The sequence below is a fragment of the Alysiella filiformis genome, from assembly GCF_014054525.1.
Lineage (GTDB): Bacteria > Pseudomonadota > Gammaproteobacteria > Burkholderiales > Neisseriaceae > Simonsiella > Simonsiella filiformis.
On sequence record NZ_CP059564.1, the window covers coordinates 457012 to 476315 of the forward strand.

14 protein-coding genes and 1 CRISPR repeat array are annotated in these 19304 nt (G+C 42.7%); of the genes, 12 read left to right on the forward strand and 2 right to left on the reverse strand.

Going from position 1 to position 19304, the window contains the following annotated elements; all coding sequences use genetic code 11:
- Positions 1 to 35: 35 nt before the first annotated feature.
- From H3L97_RS02315 to cas6f, 9 genes are all read left to right on the forward strand, one after another.
- Positions 36 to 206: a hypothetical protein gene (locus tag H3L97_RS02315; RefSeq protein ID WP_179655863.1), complete on the forward strand. Its 171-nt coding sequence runs from the start codon at positions 36 to 38 to the stop codon at positions 204 to 206.
- 127 nt (positions 207 to 333) lie between these two features.
- Entirely contained in the window at positions 334 to 900 is a 567-nt protein-coding gene (locus H3L97_RS02320; protein ID WP_097114703.1) for a hypothetical protein, read from the forward strand.
- Positions 901 to 974: 74 nt separating this feature from the next.
- Positions 975 to 2414, forward strand: coding sequence for a LutB/LldF family L-lactate oxidation iron-sulfur protein (locus H3L97_RS02325; protein ID WP_097114704.1), 1440 nt, complete (start codon positions 975 to 977; stop codon positions 2412 to 2414).
- A gap of 224 nt (positions 2415 to 2638) precedes the next feature.
- A CRISPR array of direct repeats spans positions 2639 to 5978; the repeat unit is 28 nt; unit sequence TTTCTAAGCGACCTATGCGGTCGGGAAC.
- Between the two features lie 224 nt (positions 5979 to 6202).
- Entirely contained in the window at positions 6203 to 7153 is a 951-nt protein-coding gene (gene cas1f / locus H3L97_RS02330; RefSeq protein ID WP_097114705.1) for a type I-F CRISPR-associated endonuclease Cas1f, read from the forward strand.
- Positions 7154 to 7166: 13 nt separating this feature from the next.
- Positions 7167 to 10487 carry a type I-F CRISPR-associated helicase Cas3f gene (gene cas3f, locus H3L97_RS02335; protein ID WP_097114706.1) on the forward strand — a complete coding sequence of 1107 codons (3321 nt, stop codon included), beginning with the start codon at positions 7167 to 7169 and terminating at the stop codon, positions 10485 to 10487.
- 9 nt (positions 10488 to 10496) lie between these two features.
- A complete protein-coding gene (locus H3L97_RS02340) occupies positions 10497 to 11789 on the forward strand; it encodes a type I-F CRISPR-associated protein Csy1 (protein ID WP_097114707.1) in 1293 nt (430 codons plus the stop codon).
- A gap of 3 nt (positions 11790 to 11792) precedes the next feature.
- Positions 11793 to 12773 carry a type I-F CRISPR-associated protein Csy2 gene (gene csy2, locus H3L97_RS02345; RefSeq protein ID WP_097114708.1) on the forward strand — a complete coding sequence of 327 codons (981 nt, stop codon included), beginning with the start codon at positions 11793 to 11795 and terminating at the stop codon, positions 12771 to 12773.
- 49 nt (positions 12774 to 12822) lie between these two features.
- Positions 12823 to 13875, forward strand: a complete 1053-nt coding sequence (gene csy3 / locus H3L97_RS02350) for a type I-F CRISPR-associated protein Csy3 (RefSeq protein ID WP_097114709.1) — start codon at positions 12823 to 12825, stop codon at positions 13873 to 13875.
- The gene (gene cas6f / locus H3L97_RS02355; protein ID WP_097114710.1) at positions 13872 to 14453 is read left to right on the forward strand and encodes a type I-F CRISPR-associated endoribonuclease Cas6/Csy4; all 582 of its coding nucleotides are present in this window, start codon (positions 13872 to 13874) and stop codon (positions 14451 to 14453) included. Before csy3 ends, cas6f begins: the two co-directional genes overlap by 4 nt.
- Before the next feature lie 78 nt (positions 14454 to 14531).
- Here cas6f and ileS read toward each other — a convergent pair whose 3' ends face one another.
- Positions 14532 to 17315, reverse strand: a complete 2784-nt coding sequence (gene ileS, locus H3L97_RS02360) for an isoleucine--tRNA ligase (protein ID WP_097114711.1) — start codon at positions 17313 to 17315, stop codon at positions 14532 to 14534.
- Between the two features lie 282 nt (positions 17316 to 17597).
- Here ileS and H3L97_RS02365 point away from each other — a divergent pair, with 282 nt between their 5' ends.
- From H3L97_RS02365 to H3L97_RS02375, 3 genes are all read left to right on the forward strand, one after another.
- On the forward strand, positions 17598 to 18023 hold the full coding sequence (locus H3L97_RS02365; RefSeq protein WP_179655864.1) for an MliC family protein: 426 nt from the start codon (positions 17598 to 17600) through the stop codon (positions 18021 to 18023).
- 53 nt (positions 18024 to 18076) lie between these two features.
- Complete coding sequence (locus tag H3L97_RS02370) at positions 18077 to 18409, forward strand: MliC family protein (RefSeq protein ID WP_179655865.1); 333 nt, start codon at positions 18077 to 18079, stop codon at positions 18407 to 18409.
- A gap of 97 nt (positions 18410 to 18506) precedes the next feature.
- Positions 18507 to 19067, forward strand: coding sequence for a hypothetical protein (locus H3L97_RS02375; protein WP_143269168.1), 561 nt, complete (start codon positions 18507 to 18509; stop codon positions 19065 to 19067).
- Here the strand turns inward: H3L97_RS02375 and H3L97_RS02380 are convergent.
- Positions 19034 to 19297: a hypothetical protein gene (locus H3L97_RS02380; protein ID WP_182073088.1), complete on the reverse strand. Its 264-nt coding sequence runs from the start codon at positions 19295 to 19297 to the stop codon at positions 19034 to 19036. The two genes, H3L97_RS02375 and H3L97_RS02380, sit on opposite strands and share 34 nt — an antisense overlap.
- Between the last annotated feature and the right edge of the window lie 7 nt (positions 19298 to 19304).

The following is a 19304-nucleotide window of genomic DNA, read 5'->3' on the forward strand; positions in this document are numbered from 1 at the left end:
CAGGCTGCCTGAAACGATTTTTTAGGAGTATCAAAATGTCCGCATTGATTTTGGAACAGCATTATCAAATGGTTCAGCATTTGGATAATGCGATGAAAATGGCGTTGATTGCGCGATTACAACAAGATGTTAAGCAAAATAAACCGTTGAATGATTTGTCAAAATTGGTTCGGCATGACAATATTTTCATTTTCAGGCTGCCTTAAAATGTAGGTCGGATTTTCAAATCCGACATTTCCAATTTAATCAAATGATTAAGAATGTCGGATACAAGTATCCGACCTACGGAATTAGAAAACAAATATTTTAAATATATTTTAGGAGTAACTAAATATGCAAAAATTAGATTACAAACAAAACTCACTCCCTTTAACAACAGTAGATTCTATCATTCTACAACATTACTTGAAAGAAATATCAAATAAAAACTATATCCTATTCATTCTTAACTATAAATTCAATGAACTATCTTCTAACACAAAAGGACAATATTTTAATATTTATCATTTGAAAATAGATAGTGAATATGGATTATCTTATCCATTAAATTGTGGAGAAATTCGCCATAAAGAAACTAATAAGCCACAAACAATAGACTGGGTTTTAATTGATGATGAATATATTACTCAATTAAATCATGATATTTTGCCTAAAATTATCAAAGAAATTGATGAATTTATTGAACGAGAAAAAGATAAGTTTATTAATAGCCTCCATGCAGATAATAGAGGAACGCCAAAAAGAGCCATCATATTTGAACAGGAATGTAAGCACAAATATCAAAACTTAATAAATATTCAGCAACAAATCCAAGAAATTCAAGAAATTCAAGAAGTCCAAGAAAAAAATAAGGTCTCTCAATCAAATAATCTAGATGATTGTTTAATTTGGGAAGAATAAAGAATAAATAAAATATTCAGGCAGCCTGAAACCCCATTTTTATAAAATAAATCAAATATAAAGGAATAAAAACCATGCAACCCCAAACCGTCCACTTTATCCCCGAAACCTTCAAGCAAAACGCCCGCACAGCCCTTGCCGATGCGCCGCTACGCAAAAGCCTGCGCACCGCCATGGATATGCTGATGACACGCCGCAAAAACGTGTTGTCCAACGAGCAAGAATTGCAATTATTGCGCGATTTGTGTGAGCACATTCGCAAGCGTTCGCTGTCGCGGCTGCCTGAATTGCTGGAACAACTGGAAAGCAATTTGCAAAAACTGGGCGTGAAAGTCCATTGGGCAGAAACCCCACTTGAAGCCTGCCAAATCATACACGGCATCATGCAAGAAAAAAATGGCAAGCTGATGGTAAAAGGCAAATCCATGGTCAGCGAAGAAATTGAGTTAAATCATTATCTTGCCGACCAAAATATCCAAGCCATTGAAAGCGATTTGGGCGAATACATCGTGCAAATGGCAGGCGAAAAACCCACCCACATCGTCATGCCCGCCATTCACAAAACCAAACAACAGGTTAGCGAATTGTTCCACCAGCAAATTGGCACCGAATTAACCGATGATGTGGACAAACTCACAGGCTTTGCGCGTATGGCGTTGCGCGACATTTACCGCACCGCAGATGTGGGTTTGAGTGGCGTGAATTTTGCCGTAGCCGAAACAGGCACGCTGTGTTTGGTTGAAAACGAAGGCAATGGCAGATTGTCCACCACCGTACCGCCCGTGCATATTGCGATTACGGGGATTGAGAAAGTGGTGGCAAAATTGTCCGACATTCCGCCCTTATACAGCCTGTTGCCGCGCAGCGCGATTGGTCAGCCCATTACCACTTATTTCAACATGATTACAGGCCCACGCCGTTGCGAAGAGCTGGACGGCCCCCAAGAAATGCACTTGGTTTTGCTGGACAACGGTCGCAGCCAAGCCTATGCCGAAGACCAAATGCGCCAAACTTTGCAATGTATCCGTTGCGGCGCGTGCATGAACCATTGTCCTGTGTACACGCGCATTGGTGGCGCGGCTTATGGCACGACTTACCCCGGTCCAATTGGCGAAATTTTGTCGCCCCATTTGTTGGGTTTGGACAAAACGCGCGATTTGCCGACCGCTTGCTCCATGTGTGGTGCGTGTGTGGAAGTTTGCCCTGTACGCATTCCCATTACCGAGCAAATGCAACGCTTGCGTGTGGAAGCCCAACGCAGCCCCGATGAAACCGTGTCGCACCCCATTAAAGGGCAAGGCGCGTCTCATTCATTTGGCGAAGAATTGGCGTGGCGTGTGTTTGATGGGATTTTTTCGGGGAAAAAAGCGTATCGTGCCTTTGGTTGGGCGGCGACCACATTTAGGGGTTTGACACCAGCTTGGCAGTTGGATTGGACAAAATTCCGCACACCCATGAAACCAGCCGAAAAAACCTTGCACCAAATGATGGCGGAACGCGCAAAAAAGCAATAAACCAATGAGATAAAACACATTCAGGCTGCCTAAAAACGCATCAAACACGTTTAAGGCAGCCTGAAACCTTTGCAAAACCCACTTTCATAACTGACATAGGGGCAGATTTCATATCCGCCCCTTCTTTCATTGATTGATAAAAATGAAAATGCCAGCAACCCCAAACAAGGCAGAGATGAAATCTGACCCCACAAGCCGAGTTTTGCAAAAATTTCAGACTGAATTTTTTGAACGACCTATGCGGTCGGGAACCAGTAAATGAGTAATAGCGAGATTACTTTAACTTTCTAAGCGACCTATGCGGTCGGGAACACATAACCCAATCTTGATTGTGCGTTCTCAATTTTCTAAGCGACCTATGCGGTCGGGAACTTGCGGTCTGAATATGTTAAAACCACTTCATTGTTTCTAAGCGACCTATGCGGTCGGGAACAGGCGTACAGGCGGTACAAATGGGGCGAAAAATTTCTAAGCGACCTATGCGGTCGGGAACGATACCGTTGAAAATTTTATCAACCAAATCGCTTTCTAAGCGACCTATGCGGTCGGGAACACAACTGGGGCAAAATCGGCAGGTACGGTTATTTTCTAAGCGACCTATGCGGTCGGGAACAATTTATCAAAGCGGAATTGATAAAGTTGTTCGTTTCTAAGCGACCTATGCGGTCGGGAACGGGCGCGAATTTCAAAACGTGCTGACGCTTTCTTTCTAAGCGACCTATGCGGTCGGGAACTAGTACGGATTGACCGCCGCTTTGCTGATATTTTTCTAAGCGACCTATGCGGTCGGGAACATGTGATACGGTTTCGGTGCTTGCGCCCGAAGTTTTCTAAGCGACCTATGCGGTCGGGAACGATGTTGGCGGCTGTTTGGGCGTTTTTTTTTGGTTTCTAAGCGACCTATGCGGTCGGGAACTCTTTGGAAGATTTCAAAGACGCTGGTTTTCATTTCTAAGCGACCTATGCGGTCGGGAACGGTACATGGTTGTGGGCGAGCAAATTTCTGACTTTCTAAGCGACCTATGCGGTCGGGAACTTGCTTTTGTTTACGCCGCAGTATACGGCGAATTTCTAAGCGACCTATGCGGTCGGGAACATACCACATTTGGCGCAATTTGTTCTTGCGCTTTTCTAAGCGACCTATGCGGTCGGGAACGGTCAAGGCTTCGTTTTGCGCATCACTCGTCAATTTCTAAGCGACCTATGCGGTCGGGAACGGAATTACGTAAAGCAAACAACGGTGCTGTCATTTTCTAAGCGACCTATGCGGTCGGGAACGATATTGTATTTGCTGATAACAGTTTCGTTAATTTCTAAGCGACCTATGCGGTCGGGAACTAACAACGCAAAGGCGGCTAGGCTGCCTGAAATTTCTAAGCGACCTATGCGGTCGGGAACGCCCAGTTTGGCGGTCAAACTGCGCCCCGAAATTTTCTAAGCGACCTATGCGGTCGGGAACATTGAGTACGCCATTGGCAAAGATTGAATTACATTTCTAAGCGACCTATGCGGTCGGGAACAAAAAATGAAATAAACATCGGGCAGCTTTTCATTTCTAAGCGACCTATGCGGTCGGGAACGGACTTTCGCACCCTTCACATCGCCCCAATTTTTTCTAAGCGACCTATGCGGTCGGGAACTTTTTGCCCACGCCCGTGTTGCCCACATCGTTTTTCTAAGCGACCTATGCGGTCGGGAACATCTATGACCGCCACCGCCGTGTTGGTAAATTCTTTCTAAGCGACCTATGCGGTCGGGAACATGGGCAGCAGCTTGGCGGATTTTGTGGCAACTTTCTAAGCGACCTATGCGGTCGGGAACTTTATTTAATTCAATCAATTCAGCTTCCGATTTTTCTAAGCGACCTATGCGGTCGGGAACGCAAAGGCACATAAGCCAATATCGCCGATTTCATTTCTAAGCGACCTATGCGGTCGGGAACTGCACCAGTCGTGCCGTTCTCCCAGTTTTTCATTTCTAAGCGACCTATGCGGTCGGGAACTTGTCATACGCCACGCGCGGACGGCTCAATTCTTTCTAAGCGACCTATGCGGTCGGGAACCGTTTATGTCGTATGGCGGAATGCTGATTGACTTTCTAAGCGACCTATGCGGTCGGGAACACGGCGGTTGGGATTTGGCGAAGTGCAGATTATTTCTAAGCGACCTATGCGGTCGGGAACATTTGCGCCCCCGCATAATCATTATCGGCAATTTTCTAAGCGACCTATGCGGTCGGGAACGATTTTGAGTTGGCGGTGTCATCTGAACAAGGTTTCTAAGCGACCTATGCGGTCGGGAACTCCGCATCAGCATTAAGGCGGAGCAACAAGATTTTCTAAGCGACCTATGCGGTCGGGAACGACAAAAAAACCATTTGGCGAGCTTGTGAATTATTTCTAAGCGACCTATGCGGTCGGGAACTATTCCCGACACCCGAAGAGTTAATCCCATACTTTCTAAGCGACCTATGCGGTCGGGAACTGGCACACGTCCCAAGCTACTTGTTTACAGACTTTCTAAGCGACCTATGCGGTCGGGAACCAGTTTCCATTTGGTCTCCTGTTGTTGATTTATTTCTAAGCGACCTATGCGGTCGGGAACGTCCGCGCTGGCACGTTTTTGGTGCGATTAAATTTTCTAAGCGACCTATGCGGTCGGGAACATCTCAATGTTTTATGGCGAATTTACAATTCATTTCTAAGCGACCTATGCGGTCGGGAACTTTATCTGTGATGCCTTCAGGCAGCGTTTCAATTTCTAAGCGACCTATGCGGTCGGGAACGATATGCAACGAGTTGTGAACTTGGCGAATTATTTCTAAGCGACCTATGCGGTCGGGAACTTCCAAACCGTCTAAATAGCCGTCCGCCTGTGTTTCTAAGCGACCTATGCGGTCGGGAACTGGCTTTATTTGTTCCGAATATGATAAAGAAATTTCTAAGCGACCTATGCGGTCGGGAACCTAAACAATACATTTAAAAGGTTTTTCAATATTTTCTAAGCGACCTATGCGGTCGGGAACGCCCTTTAACATTTTCAGGCGCAATGGTTTCATTTCTAAGCGACCTATGCGGTCGGGAACGGCAACGCAAAAGCCGCAAGTGACTTTGATGCTTTCTAAGCGACCTATGCGGTCGGGAACGGCAGCCTGAAATTGGTTCAAATTTTTGCAACTTTCTAAGCGACCTATGCGGTCGGGAACATCGTGCCTACGCCAAATTCTTTGGGGGAGTTTTTCTAAGCGACCTATGCGGTCGGGAACAGTGGCTTTGTTGGTTTTGATTTTCTTGATGTTTTCTAAGCGACCTATGCGGTCGGGAACATTGGTTAAACCTTTGAATATTCGCGTCTTTTTTTCTAAGCGACCTATGCGGTCGGGAACTTGTTTGATGTGTAAAGCAATGGCTTCTTGTCTTTCTAAGCGACCTATGCGGTCGGGAACTCAGCAATGGCGGTTTCATAATCCACAAAATATTTCTAAGCGACCTATGCGGTCGGGAACGTTAATACTTTGCCATCTTTTTCAGCAATGGCTTTCTAAGCGACCTATGCGGTCGGGAACTAGGCAATTATAATGGCTCAATACAGCCATATCAAGTGTTTCACGGCATTTTGGTGTTGTGAACCAATGTTTTTCCGCCTATTCTTAACTAATTGATTTTAAATAAATTTAATTTTATCTCAAAATAAAGGGTTCAACATCACTCATTTTTCCATTTACTGCCTTGACAGCCATCATTACCCATGATTAAATTTAACAATCTTTAACATTTTTTGGTTTTCACGATGAATACCCTCAAACCCACCGAACTCAAAGCCATTTTGCATTCCAAACGAGCCAATCTGTTTTATTTGGAGCATTGCCGAGTGATGCAAAAAGACGGTCGGGTTTTGTATTTAACCGAAGGCAAAAACGAAAATCTTTATTACAATATTCCCATTGCCAATACCACTTGTATTTTGCTTGGTACAGGTACTTCCATTACCCAAGCGGCAATGCGACTTCTGGCAAGTGCAGGCGTGATGGTGGGATTTTGTGGGGGCGGTGGCACGCCCCTTTTTAGTGCCTGTGAAATTGAATGGCTGTCGCCCCAATCTGAATATCGCCCAACCGAATATGTGCAGGGCTGGTTATCTTGGTGGTTTGATGATGAAAAACGCCTTATTCAAGCCAAAACATTGCAATTTAAACGCATAGAATTTATCCATAAAATTTGGCATAAAGACAAAGAATTTAAATCTTATGAATTTCATCAACAGATTGATGAATTATTATCCCATTATCAAAAAGCAATTCTCAAACAAAATAACAATACCCAATTATTAACCTTAGAGGGGCGAATGACCAAAGAGTTTTATAAAATCGCCGCTAAAAATACCAATAATGCTGGATTTCATCGTGATTTTGACAGCAGTGATAAAGCCAATGCCTTTTTAAATCACGGCAATTATTTAGCCTATGGGCTTGGGGCAACGACCGCTTGGGTGCTTGGCATTCCACACGGCTTTGCCCTAATGCACGGTAAAACACGGCGTGGGGCTTTGGTGTTTGATATTGCCGATTTGGTCAAAGATGCGATTGTCCTGCCGCTTGCCTTTATTTGTGCCAAAGACAATGCGACAGAACAAGAATTTCGTCAGGAAGTGTTAAATTATTTTACCGATTATCAGGTGCTTGATTTTATGTTTGAAACGGTCAAAGAATTATCCCTGAAAAAAGATTTTCAGGCTGCCTGAAAAAGGAAAATCAATGAATGTCATCTTTATTTCCCAATGCCAGAAAAAAGCGCTTTCTCGCACTCGTAAAATACTGGACGCTTATGCCAATCGTATAGGCGATAACACTTGGCAAACGGCAATCACCGAAGAGGGCTTAATGATGGTCAAAAAATTATTACGCCAAACAGTGAGTAAAAATACCGCCGTGAGTTGCCATCGTATTGTTACCAGAAATCGCACACAATTGGTTTGGATAGTTGGCAGTAAATCACAATTTAATGAAAATGGTTTTGTGCCTGTAAATCGTACCCAAAAAGACTTTTCTATCTATCAAGACAATCATTTATGGCAAAACTTGCCTGTTATTGCGTTGGCTTCGGCAATAGCAGGGCTATTTCACGATTTTGGAAAGGCCAATGATTTATTTCAACAAAAATTAAATCCAAAGATTAAAACCAAAAATTATGAACCCTATCGCCACGAGTGGGTCTCTTTTCAATTATTTATCAGCTTTGCTAAAAATAAAAGCAATGAACAATGGCTTGATTTATTAGCCAATCCCAAAAATATTGATGAAACCGCCATCATCAAAAACATTGATGACAAAAATAATTTTAAGGCATTTGCTCAATTAAGCGATTTTGCTAAATTGGTTGCTTGGTTGATTGTTTCTCATCATCGCTTATTGCATTATCCATCTCATCAAGACAATAATCCTTCATTTGATTTACTTAATAAATATAATGATATTTATAACTTGCTAGATATGAATTGGAATTCATCAAATTATGATAAATTTGATAACAATACCAAACAATTAAATTGGCAATTTAATAATGGCTTACCTTTTAATAGTACAAAATGGCAAACCAAAGCCCAAGAAATTGCCAAAAATGCCTTAAATCATTTAAGTCAGCTCAATGATTTTCATTGGGAAAATGACCATTTGACGACTCATTTGGCTCGTTTGGCATTGATGTATGCTGACCATCATTATTCATCACAAAATGCCAACACTTATTTTCAAGACCTCAATTATTGCGTCTATGCCAATACTGATAAAAATCATCAATATAAACAAACTCTTGATGAACATAATATTATGGTGGCTCATCACGCCCATCAATTTAGCCAAAAATTACCCTTATTGATATCCAATTTGCCCTATCTTCATTCCAATAAAACATTAGAAAATGGCTTACCAACCAATCCAAATGAAACACAAAATTATGAATGGCAAAATCAATCTTATCATCTTGCCAAAACTTTAAGCATTCGTGCCAATGAATGCGGTTTTTTTGGTATCAATATGGCTTCCACAGGTAAAGGTAAAACCCTTGCCAATGCTCGGATTATGTATGCTTTGGCAGATAAGCAAACAGGATTGCGATTAAGTATTGCGTTGGGACTTCGCACTTTAAGTCTGCAAACAGGCAGTGCCTTAAAATCTTTATTAAACATTGATGATGAAATCGCCACTTTAATTGGTTCAAATGCGGTTTTGCAATTATTTAATAAAAATAATGAAACACACAATACAAAGTTATTAAAACAACAACAGCAATTATTGGAGGATTTAGAACGCACCACATTAGCTTATCGTGGCAGTGAAAGTTTAGATGACGATAATGAATTGGAATCATTTGACATTGATTACGATGATGTTGCATTAGATGAAAAAGACCCACTTTATCAACTGTTTAAAAATAAACCAAAATACCAAAAGCTATTGCACGCTCCCATTGTGGTCAGCACCATTGATTATTTAATGCCTGCTACTGAAAGTTTGCGTGGTGGCAAGCATATTGTACCAATGCTTCGTTTACTAAGCAGTGATTTGGTGCTTGATGAACCTGATGAATTTGGCATTGATGATTGGTTTGCTTTAACTCGTTTGGTGCATTGGGCAGGAATGCTGGGTTCAAAAGTATTGTTATCCAGTGCCACCATTGCTCCTGCTATGGCACAAACTTTATTTGAAACCTATCAAAATGGTCGTCAAATTTATCAAAAAAATATGTCGGGACACCATCAGCATAAACCGATTGTATGTGCTTGGTTTGATGAATTTGGTGTGCAAAGCAATGAAATTGGTAATAATGAAGAATACAAAAAACAACACGGTCAATTTATTAAAAAACGCATTGGTAAGTTACAACAAAATCAAAATATCAGCCAGCGTGCTAAAATTGTGCCTATCATTAAGGAAAACCCAAATGATACCGTTTTTAAAGCAATGGCAGACACCATTTTTAAAACCATATTAACCGCCCATCAATCACACCATCAATCAAATAATGACATTTATATTTCTTTTGGTGTGGTGCGATTTGCCAATATCAATCCTTTGGTAGCAGTTGCTCAATTATTAATAAGTAAAGATTTGCCCCAAGATTATTGTGTTCATTATTGCATCTATCACAGTCAATTTACTTTGGCAAAGCGTTCTTTGATTGAAAATAAACTAGATAGACTATTAAACCGCAAAGATACCAATGCTATTTTTGAGCAGCCTGAAATCAACAACGCCATCAATCAAAATCCCAACGCCAAACACCATATTTTTGTAGTGTTGGCGACTTCGGTGTGTGAAGTGGGACGAGACCACGATTATGATTGGGCGATTGCCGAACCCAGCTCTATGCGTTCTTTAATTCAATTATCAGGGCGAGTGCAACGACACAGAAAACAAGCTGTTAATTGTGAAAACATTTTTATTTTAAATGAAAACATTAAGGCATTAAAAGGCAAAAGCATTGCTTATCATCGTCCTGGTTTTGAAACTAAAAAATATTCATTGGTTCATCATCAATTAGACCAATTATTAAAACCAGAACACTATCAAAACATCAATGCCATTGTTTCTATTGCACGAGTGAATCCTAGTCCAAGTCCCTATCAAAACTTGATTCAATTGGAACACAGCGTACAATGGGCGTATTTGGCAGGCGAAAATGGCGAGAATAATTGTGCCAATATTTGGTTTAAACAGCCTGTCAATTGGCTTGGCGAAATACAAAGACAACAGCCTTTTCGTCAATCCTCTCCTGAAATTTCAATGGTCTATCAAGATAATTCTCGTGGTTTTTTATCGTGGTTCGAATACAAATATACTGATAACAACCAGTTAATAGAAAGTAGCAAGATTATTGATATTGGTGATTTAAATTTTGGTAAAAATAGCCACAGTTGGTTTGAATACGATGATGGGCAAATTTATGATGAATTGGTACAACTGCTTAATAAACCAATGGCTTATATACAAAAAGTATATGGGCAAATTCAAGTTGCAAACAATGATAAACAATTGTATTATCAACCTATATTGGGTGTTTTTGCAAAAACAGAATAAAGGGCTTAAATGATGATAGATGAAACAAAAATGATTCAATTGACACAAGAGGCAATATCGGCATTTTTATCTGATAAAATTGCCAAAACCATTGAGCAAAAACAAAAGAAAGAAAAAGAGAAATTTACCGCAGAAAATGAACAAGAAATTCGTGAAAAATATGAAGCCAGTTATTGGCTGAATTATGTTGTACAAAATATTGATAAGGTGTTTTTGAATGTTAGCCATATTGCTAAATTAACTCATTCTAGCAGTCAAGCGATTAACATTAAAGATGCCATTAAACAGGATAAATATTGCCATTTAATCAGCACACAAACCGCTAATGCAACTATGTTGGATAGAGGTTATGCCGATGCCAAATTTGCACCGATTGCCGAATTTTTGACTTACCCTGTTGAAAATACAGACAAACAACTGGGCGAGATTTTATGTGAAAATGAGCAATGTTTTGCCAAAATTTGTGATGACGAAACACAAAGAATAATATGGCGAGATACCATTAAAGGTGCATATATTGCCCAAAAATTAAGTTCCCACACTTTAGCAAAACAAATTTATGTGCCTGTATCTGATGATTGTGAATATCATTTATTATCGCCAATGTATTCTAGCTCATTGGCACAGCATATTTTTGAAAGCATTAAAAATGCCCACGATAAAGATAATCCTGCCAAACTTGCCAAACAAAAAGGCGAATATCATCAAAATGAAAGCATTTATTTTCCCAATATTGCCACACTTGCCACCACCAAAAGCAATCATCAAAATGTGTCATTTTTAAACAATCAAAGAAGTGGGCAATTATATCTATTTTCAGCACAAGCACCAAAAATCAAACACAATCCCAATCCACCAAGCACTATAGAGCGTTTATTAAGTTTGTGTTATTTTGACTGCCAAGACGAATTAAAAGAAATCAGAAATTTATTATCTGTGGTGGATAAAAAAGCGCTTTTTTTGAATGATGATAGAAAAAATGCTTTAATTGAACATATTCAAACCATTGGCGAACATATTTTAAATCAAATGTCTGTGATTTATTACAGTCAGCCAAGCGGTTGGACAAAAGATATTGATATGCCAATCGCATTAAAGCTCTTTTTGGATAAAGAAGCAAATCGGCAATTTTCTTTTTCCCAGCCTGAATTGATGAAACAAATCACACAATTATCCACCCCAATTGCTAAGTGGATAAGTGAAAAAACCCATCAAAATCGCATTTTGGCATTAGAAAAAGTTTATATGAAAATCATCAATGTGGTATTGCAATCGCATTATTGGGTATTACAAGCGGAGTAAAAAATGGCATCATACATTTTGTTAGAAAGGCTTAAAGTAGAAAATGCCAATGCACTGGCGGGTATGACTTATGGCTTTCCTGCACTCACTTCTTTTTTGGGTTTTACCCACGCTTTATCACGAAAATTTAGCGCAGAATTTGGGAATGCTTTTACAGGCTGTGCTATTTTTTGCCACGATTATGAATTAAATGCTTATCAAGATTATTATATTAAGTTCATTCAAAATCGTTGTCCGCCTTCTACTTTAAAAGGCAAAAGTGCTGATGCCAAAAGCCCCGCACCCATTATTGAAGAAGCCAAAATGGATATGACGATATCTGTATTATTGCAATGTGATAAGTCCCTATCTACCAATCTTGATAATATAAAAAATTATATTCTTCGCCTTAAACAATGGATTTATTCTTCTCGTTTGGCAGGGGGTTCTATCCATCATATCAATGACATTAAACTATTGGGCGATGATATTAAAAAATTAAAAAAATATATCTTGCCCAGTTTTGTATTATTAGATGCCAGCCATTATTTACAAGAACACGAACAATATTATCTAAATCATCATATTGATAAAAATACCTTTGACAGATGGACAGACTTTTTTGCATTTAAATATCAAGCCATTCAAAATCATAATGATGACAGCGATGAACACAATGAAGTCCTCTGGCAACGCATTATTCCACCTAATAAAAAAGGTTGGATTGTACCGTTAATGCTTGGATTTAAAGGCATTAGCCCATTATATCCACCAGAGCAAGTAGAAAATTTGCGAGACCACCGTTATCCATTTCGTTTTGTGGAAGCCATTCACGGTTTGGGTGAATGGAAAAGCAGTCATCGTATTGATGATATCCAAAGTTTGATTTGGCGATATGATTGCCGTGATGAATGGTATTTATGTCGCCAAAAACCGCAAATCCAGCAACCGCTTTTTGATGTCAATCAGATATTTAATGATGACGAAGAAGACCTTCAATTTTAACCCATTTTGCATTTAATCTTTTAATTTTCATTGAATTGGAGTAAGTATTATGGCAAAAGTAAGCAAAAAGAAAACCAATGGCGAAAATAATGCCCCTGTACCAAGTGTATTGGCATTTAGTCGCAAAATTGAACCCTCCGATGGCTTAATGCAAGCAGGTCTTTGGAATGCTGATGTGGCACAATTTTCCAAGCAAACTTGGCAAAATATTGAATTGCACGATAAGAGCAACCGTGGTGTTAAAAGCCAATACGGTGTGGCAGATGAAGAAAAGTCCCAACCCAATTTGGTGCGTGGCGATGATGCCAGCTTGCCACCGCATTTAGATACTTTAAAAGTGTCTTTTACGGTAAAATTTTTGGGCGATATTGCCACCGCCACAACCAATAATGAGCCTAACTTTGGTATTAAGCTGACTGAAAAATTCAAAGTCTATCAAGATGAAATTGGATTTTTACCATTGGCTCGCCGTTATGCCTATAATTTGGTAAATGGTCGGTTTTTGTGGCGAAATCGTGTTGGAGCGGAAAGTATCATTGTGCGTATTTATAATACCGAAAATCCAAAGCAAGAATGGATTTTTGATAATGCACGCACAATGCCATTAAATGATTTTGAGGTAGAAAACACAAAACTTGATGAATTGGCAAATTGTATTGCCGAAAGTTTTAAAACAGGGCAGTATTTATTATTGGGCGTAGAAGCCTTTGTCAAAGTAGGTTTGGGGCAACGGGTATTTCCATCACAACAAATGCGTGAAAAAGATAAAGACAATAAATCCAAATTCTTATATCAAATCAAAACCCAAAATGGTTTGTGTGCAGGCTTACATTCTGAAAAAATTGGCAATGCCATTCGCACTATTGATACTTGGTATGAATTACCTAAAGATGATTTATTGGACAAATCTGTTGTGCAGGCGATTGCCATTGAGCCTTATGGTTCTGTGCCAACACAAGGTCAAGCTTATCGCACCAGCAAAACTGATTTGTACAGTTTGATGGCAAATTGGTTAAGTGATGATGATAATATTAGCACCGAACAGAAGCATTTTGTGGTGGCAAATCTGATTCGTGGTGGCGTATTTGGTGGCAAAGAATGATGAAATTTTATCAAGAACTCACGCTCTTGCCTGATGAAGAAAATGATTTGTACTTTTTGTGGAGCAAGATTTACACCCAAATCCACATTGCTTTGGCGGATAGACAAAATAAGTACGGCAATCAAACGATTGGGGTATCTTTTCCCCAATATCGCTGCGGTAAAGATTTTGGCACACTTGGGGCAAAACTGCGTGTGTTTGCCCCAAGTGAAGATGAGTTAAATCAGCTCAATCTGGCACAATGGCTGGGCAGATTAGGCGATTATGTACATTTAAAATCGGTGCAAGCCGTACCGCAACATCATCGCCACGCCATTTTTAAACGCCATCGCCCCAAAGAATTGCAAAAAGTGGCACAGCGTTTTGCGGATTTTAAAGGCATTGATTTTCAGACAGCCTTAATTCACTGCCAAACACACAAAATCCAATTGCCCCATTACCCTTTTATTGAGCTATTTAGCCAAAGTAATCAGACCAAATTCACATTGAATATTGGCAAACACCCAGTTTCAGAACCGCAAATAGGCACATTCAACAGCTATGGTTTAAGCCTCAATGCGAGCGTACCCGATTTTTAAAACACAAAAATTCAGGCTGCCTGAAAACGCATCAAACACGTTTCAGGCAGCCTGAATTTCATTTCAACAACAAATCAATCACGCATAATCGCGTTGTTCGCCCTGTCCTTCAATGTTGTCCACGCAACGGGCGCAAACGGTTTCGTGTCCTGCCACCGTGCCTACGCTGTCGGTGTAGTGCCAGCAGCGTTCGCATTTGGGCGATTCGGTCGCTTTCACTTGGGCAGACAATTCATCGCCCAAACGCAATTCAATTTGCGACACCAGCATCACAAATTTCAGCTCATCGCCCAAAGTTGCCAGCACCGAATGCACGTTTTCGGGTGCGGTCAAGACCACTTCGGCTTGCAACGATGAACCCACCGATTTGTCCACGCGCAATGGCTCAATGGCGGCATTGACCACCGTACGCGCTTCGCGGATTGCCGTCCATTTTTGCAGCAAAGCCGTTTCGCTGGCGGCTGGCATGGTGGGGAAGTCGTGCAGGGTGTGGTACAACACGCTGTCTTCTTCGCCGCCACCGATGATGTCCCAAGCCTCTTCTGCCGTGAAACACAGCACGGGCGACATCAACAACACAAAACTGCGTGTGATGTGATACAGCGCGGTTTGGGCTGAACGGCGGGCGTGTCCGTCTGTTTTGGTGGTGTAGAGGCGGTCTTTCAAAATGTCCAAATAGAACGCGCCCAAATCTTCGGAACAAAATTGCACCAAATCTTGCACGGCAAAGTGGAAGGCATAGCGTGGATAGTAATCGCCAGCCACGCGCTCTTGCAGTTGTCGCGCCAGCAACACGGCATAGCGGTCAATTTCCACCATGTCGGCAAACGGCACGGCGTGTTCTATGGGGCTGAAATCTTTCAAATTGGCAAACAGGAAACTCAATGTGTTGCGAATGCGGCGGTAGCGTTCGGCAACGCGTTTCAAAATTTCTTTGGAAATGGACAATTCGCCTGAATAATCGGTGCCTGCCGTCCACAAACGCAAAATGTCTGCGCCAAATTCGTTCAACACTTCTTGTGGCGCAACCACATTGCCCATGGATTTGGACATTTTGTAGCCTTTTTCGTCCACCACAAAGCCGTGTGTGAGCAGTTGTTTGTAGGGCGCACGTCCCACTGTCGCGCAGCCTGTGAGCATGGACGATTGAAACCAGCCGCGATGTTGGTCGCTGCCTTCTAAATACAAATCGGCTGGATAGGCGAGTTCGGGGCGTTGTTTGACAACGGAATAGTGGGTGCTGCCTGAATCAAACCACACGTCCATGGTGTCGTTCAATTTGTCGTAGTTTTCGCAATCTTCGGGCGACAAGATTTCGGCTTTGTCTAATTCAAACCATGCGTTGATGCCGCCTTTTTCTATTTTTTGGGCGATGGTTTCCAAATATTCGGCTGAATTGGGGTGCAATTCGCCTGTTTCTTTGTGCACAAAGAAGGTCATGGGCGTACCCCAAAAACGTTGGCGCGATACCACCCAGTCGGGGCGACCTTCAATCATGGCTTGCAGGCGGGCGCGTCCCCACGCGGGGAAAAATTCGGTGTCATCTACGGCTTTGAGCGCGTGATTGCGCAATGTGTTGCCTGATGTGCCTGCTTTGTCCATGCCGATGAACCATTGAGCGGTGGCACGGTAAATCAGGGGGGTTTTGTGTCGCCAGCAGTGGGCGTAGCTGTGTTCTATTTTTTTGTTTGCCAGTAAAACTTGGTTTTCAGCCAGCCAATCAATGATGATGGCATTGGCTTCCCACACGGTTTTGCCTGCCACGCGCGGCACTTCGGAGATGTAGCGTCCTTCGCCATTAACGGGGTTGTACAGCTCTATGCCGTAAAGTTTGCAAACGTGGTAGTCTTCCAAACCGTGTGCTGGCGCGGTGTGTACCAAGCCTGTACCTGCTTCGGTGGTAACGTGGTCGCCCAGCAAAATGGGAATGTCGCGTTCCCAAAATGGGTGTTGGAGCAACAGGTTTTCCAATTTCGCGCCTGTGGTTTCGGCTTTCAGGCTGCCTGAAACGCCATATCGCGCCAAAGCCTGCTCTGCCAAATCTTTTGCCAAAACGATGTGTTTGTCGCCCAAATCGTGCAGTTGATACACGATTTCTGTGCCTGCGGAAACGGCTTGGCTGGCAGGTAAAGTCCAAGGGGTGGTCGTCCAAATCACGGCAAAGCATTTGCCCAAATCGCTTTCAGGCAGCCCAAAAGCTTTTGCCAACGCGCTGGTGTTTTGAAATGGGTATGCCACATCAATGGCGTGGGAAACTTTGTCTTTGTATTCCACTTCGGCTTCTGCCAAAGATGAGCCGCAATCCAAGCAAAATTGCACGGGTTTTGCGCCGCGATACAAATAACCTGCTTTGTAAATTTCGCCCAAAGTGCGGACGGTATCGGCTTCGGTTTGGTAATCCATGGTGCGATAGGGGTTGTCCCAATCGCCCATCACGCCCAAGCGGATAAAGTCTTTTTTCTGACGTGCGATTTGTTCGCTGGCGTATTCGCGGCACAATTCGCGAAAACGCGATGGCGGCATGTCTTTGCCGTGCAATTTTTCCACCATCACTTCAATGGGCAAACCGTGGCAATCCCAACCAGGGACGTAGGGCGCGTCAAAGCCAGCCAGCGTTTTGCTGCGCACAATCACGTCTTTCAAAATTTTGTTTACGGCGTGTCCGATGTGAATGTCGCCATTGGCATAGGGGGGGCCATCGTGCAAAATGAATTTGGGGCGACCTTGGGCAATTTGGCGCAATTTTTGGTAGCGTTTTTCGTCTTGCCATTGTTTGACCCAAGCGGGTTCGCGCTTGGCTAAATTGCCGCGCATGGGAAAGGGCGATTCAAATAGGTTTACGGTTTGGGAATAGTCGGTCATGGTTTTGGCTCATGTTGTGAAATGTGGGGAAAATCCAAAAGGCAGCCTGAAAAATCGGCAGATATGCGTTAAAAATCGCATATTTTGTTAAAAAACGCGCATTCAGGCTGCCTGAATAAAGTCGTTCATTTTATAAGGATTTAGCCTGCCTGAAAAGCGCGTTATCGTGTAAAGCGCGAAGTAAAGTTCAGTTAAACGAATAACATGGGACTACATTTTCCCAAACGCTTGGACTATACTGTTTGCACTTCAACAACACATTCACACAAAAGGAAAATCATCATGCAAAAACGTGTTTTGTGTCTCATCGCCAGCGCATTGGCATTGGCAGCTTGTACCCACCCACAAGCCCCCGTCTCCACATCAACATCAGCCACCCCCACACCAACTGTGGCAGCTCCCGACAATCGCCCCATTGGCGCACCCAATGCCGCCACGCAAGCACCCGACCAAGTATTCAGTTGCCGCAATGGTGCAACCTTAACCGTACGCCACAATGTTGGCACGGACAAAATCCGCTTGTTTGTGAACACCATTGAAAGCAGCACCATTTTGAGTGCCGCACCAGCAGGTTCGGGCGTGCGCTACACCAACGACAATGGTTTTTACAACCGCCCCACCGAATTTCATTTTAAAGGCAAGGAAGGCAATTTCAGCTTCCAAGACCCTTATGGCAATAAAGTGAACACCACTTGCCGCAGCAAATGAGTTTCAGGCAGCCTGAAACCGTGTTTTCTCCCCTTCACAAAGGAAAATTCATCATGAAAAAAATCGCATTAACCGCAACCGCAATCGCTTTGGCTTTGGGTGCAACCGCCGCACAAGCCGCACCTGCCACACAAAAATTCCAATGCCAAAATGGCATCACTTTGACGGTTAAAAAAGCTGGCACCGATAAAATCAGCGTGTATGCCAACACCATTGGCAAACGTGTGGTTTTGAAACAGGCTCCGTCTGGCTCGGGCAATTTGTATGAAGCCGACAAGGGTTTTTATGGCAATGAAACCGAATTGCACATCAAGGGCAAACAGGCATTTTTCAGCTTTGAAGACCCTCATGGCAATGATGTGGAAACGTCTTGCCGTAGCCGTTAATCTGAATTTTGCGTACAATGGCTTTTCAGGCAGCTTTTCGATTGAAGGCTGCCTGAAAAGCTTTTTTAATGACAATGATTTTTTGAAGGAAAAGACCATGAAACTGAATTTATTGATGAGCGGTGTGTTGGTGGCAACTTTGGCTGCCTGCGGTGGTGGCGGCACAACACGCACACCGCCTACCGTACAAACGCCCAATACTTATGATGTTCGCAACCCCACGGCAACGGGTACGCAAAGCATTCCTGTGTTGGCACAACCGCGCGTGGTGCAACAAGCCGCTCCCATTCAACAAGCACAATATGTTGCACCACCTGTTGAGCCTGCCTACAACCCAAGCCAATACAATCACGCTTCGGTTGCCCAAGCTGGCACCACGGCTGTGAGCGATGATTATGTTCGCGCGTCCACCGAAAACTTTGTGTGCAGCAATGGCGCAAACATCACGATTAAACATTTGGAAGCAGACACCATCACCATTGCTTTGGAAGGCGTGGGCGGCAACAGCATTTTGAAATCGGCTGGTGGCGATGTATTCCGCAGCAAAGCGGCTTTGTTTGGCAAAGCTACGGAGTGGCAACAACAAAATGCCAATGCAAATTTGCGTTTTACCAATGCCAACAATCAGGTGGTGTCGGTGGCGTGTAAGTTGAAATAAGGTTTCGGACTATCGTACAGTACACGACAATTTTTGATTTGCCACCCCCACCCCAACCCTCCCCCGCCAGACAGGGGAGGGAACAGATTGCAGGCAACCAATTTTTGTTGTGTAATGACCTGAAACGGTAAAGCGAATGTTTCATGTGAAACATTCGCTTTTTTTGTGGCGACAAAATGCCCTGCTGGTGTGCCACGCCCCCAAGCGTGGGTGTGGCGGCGCAACGCCACGTTTTGC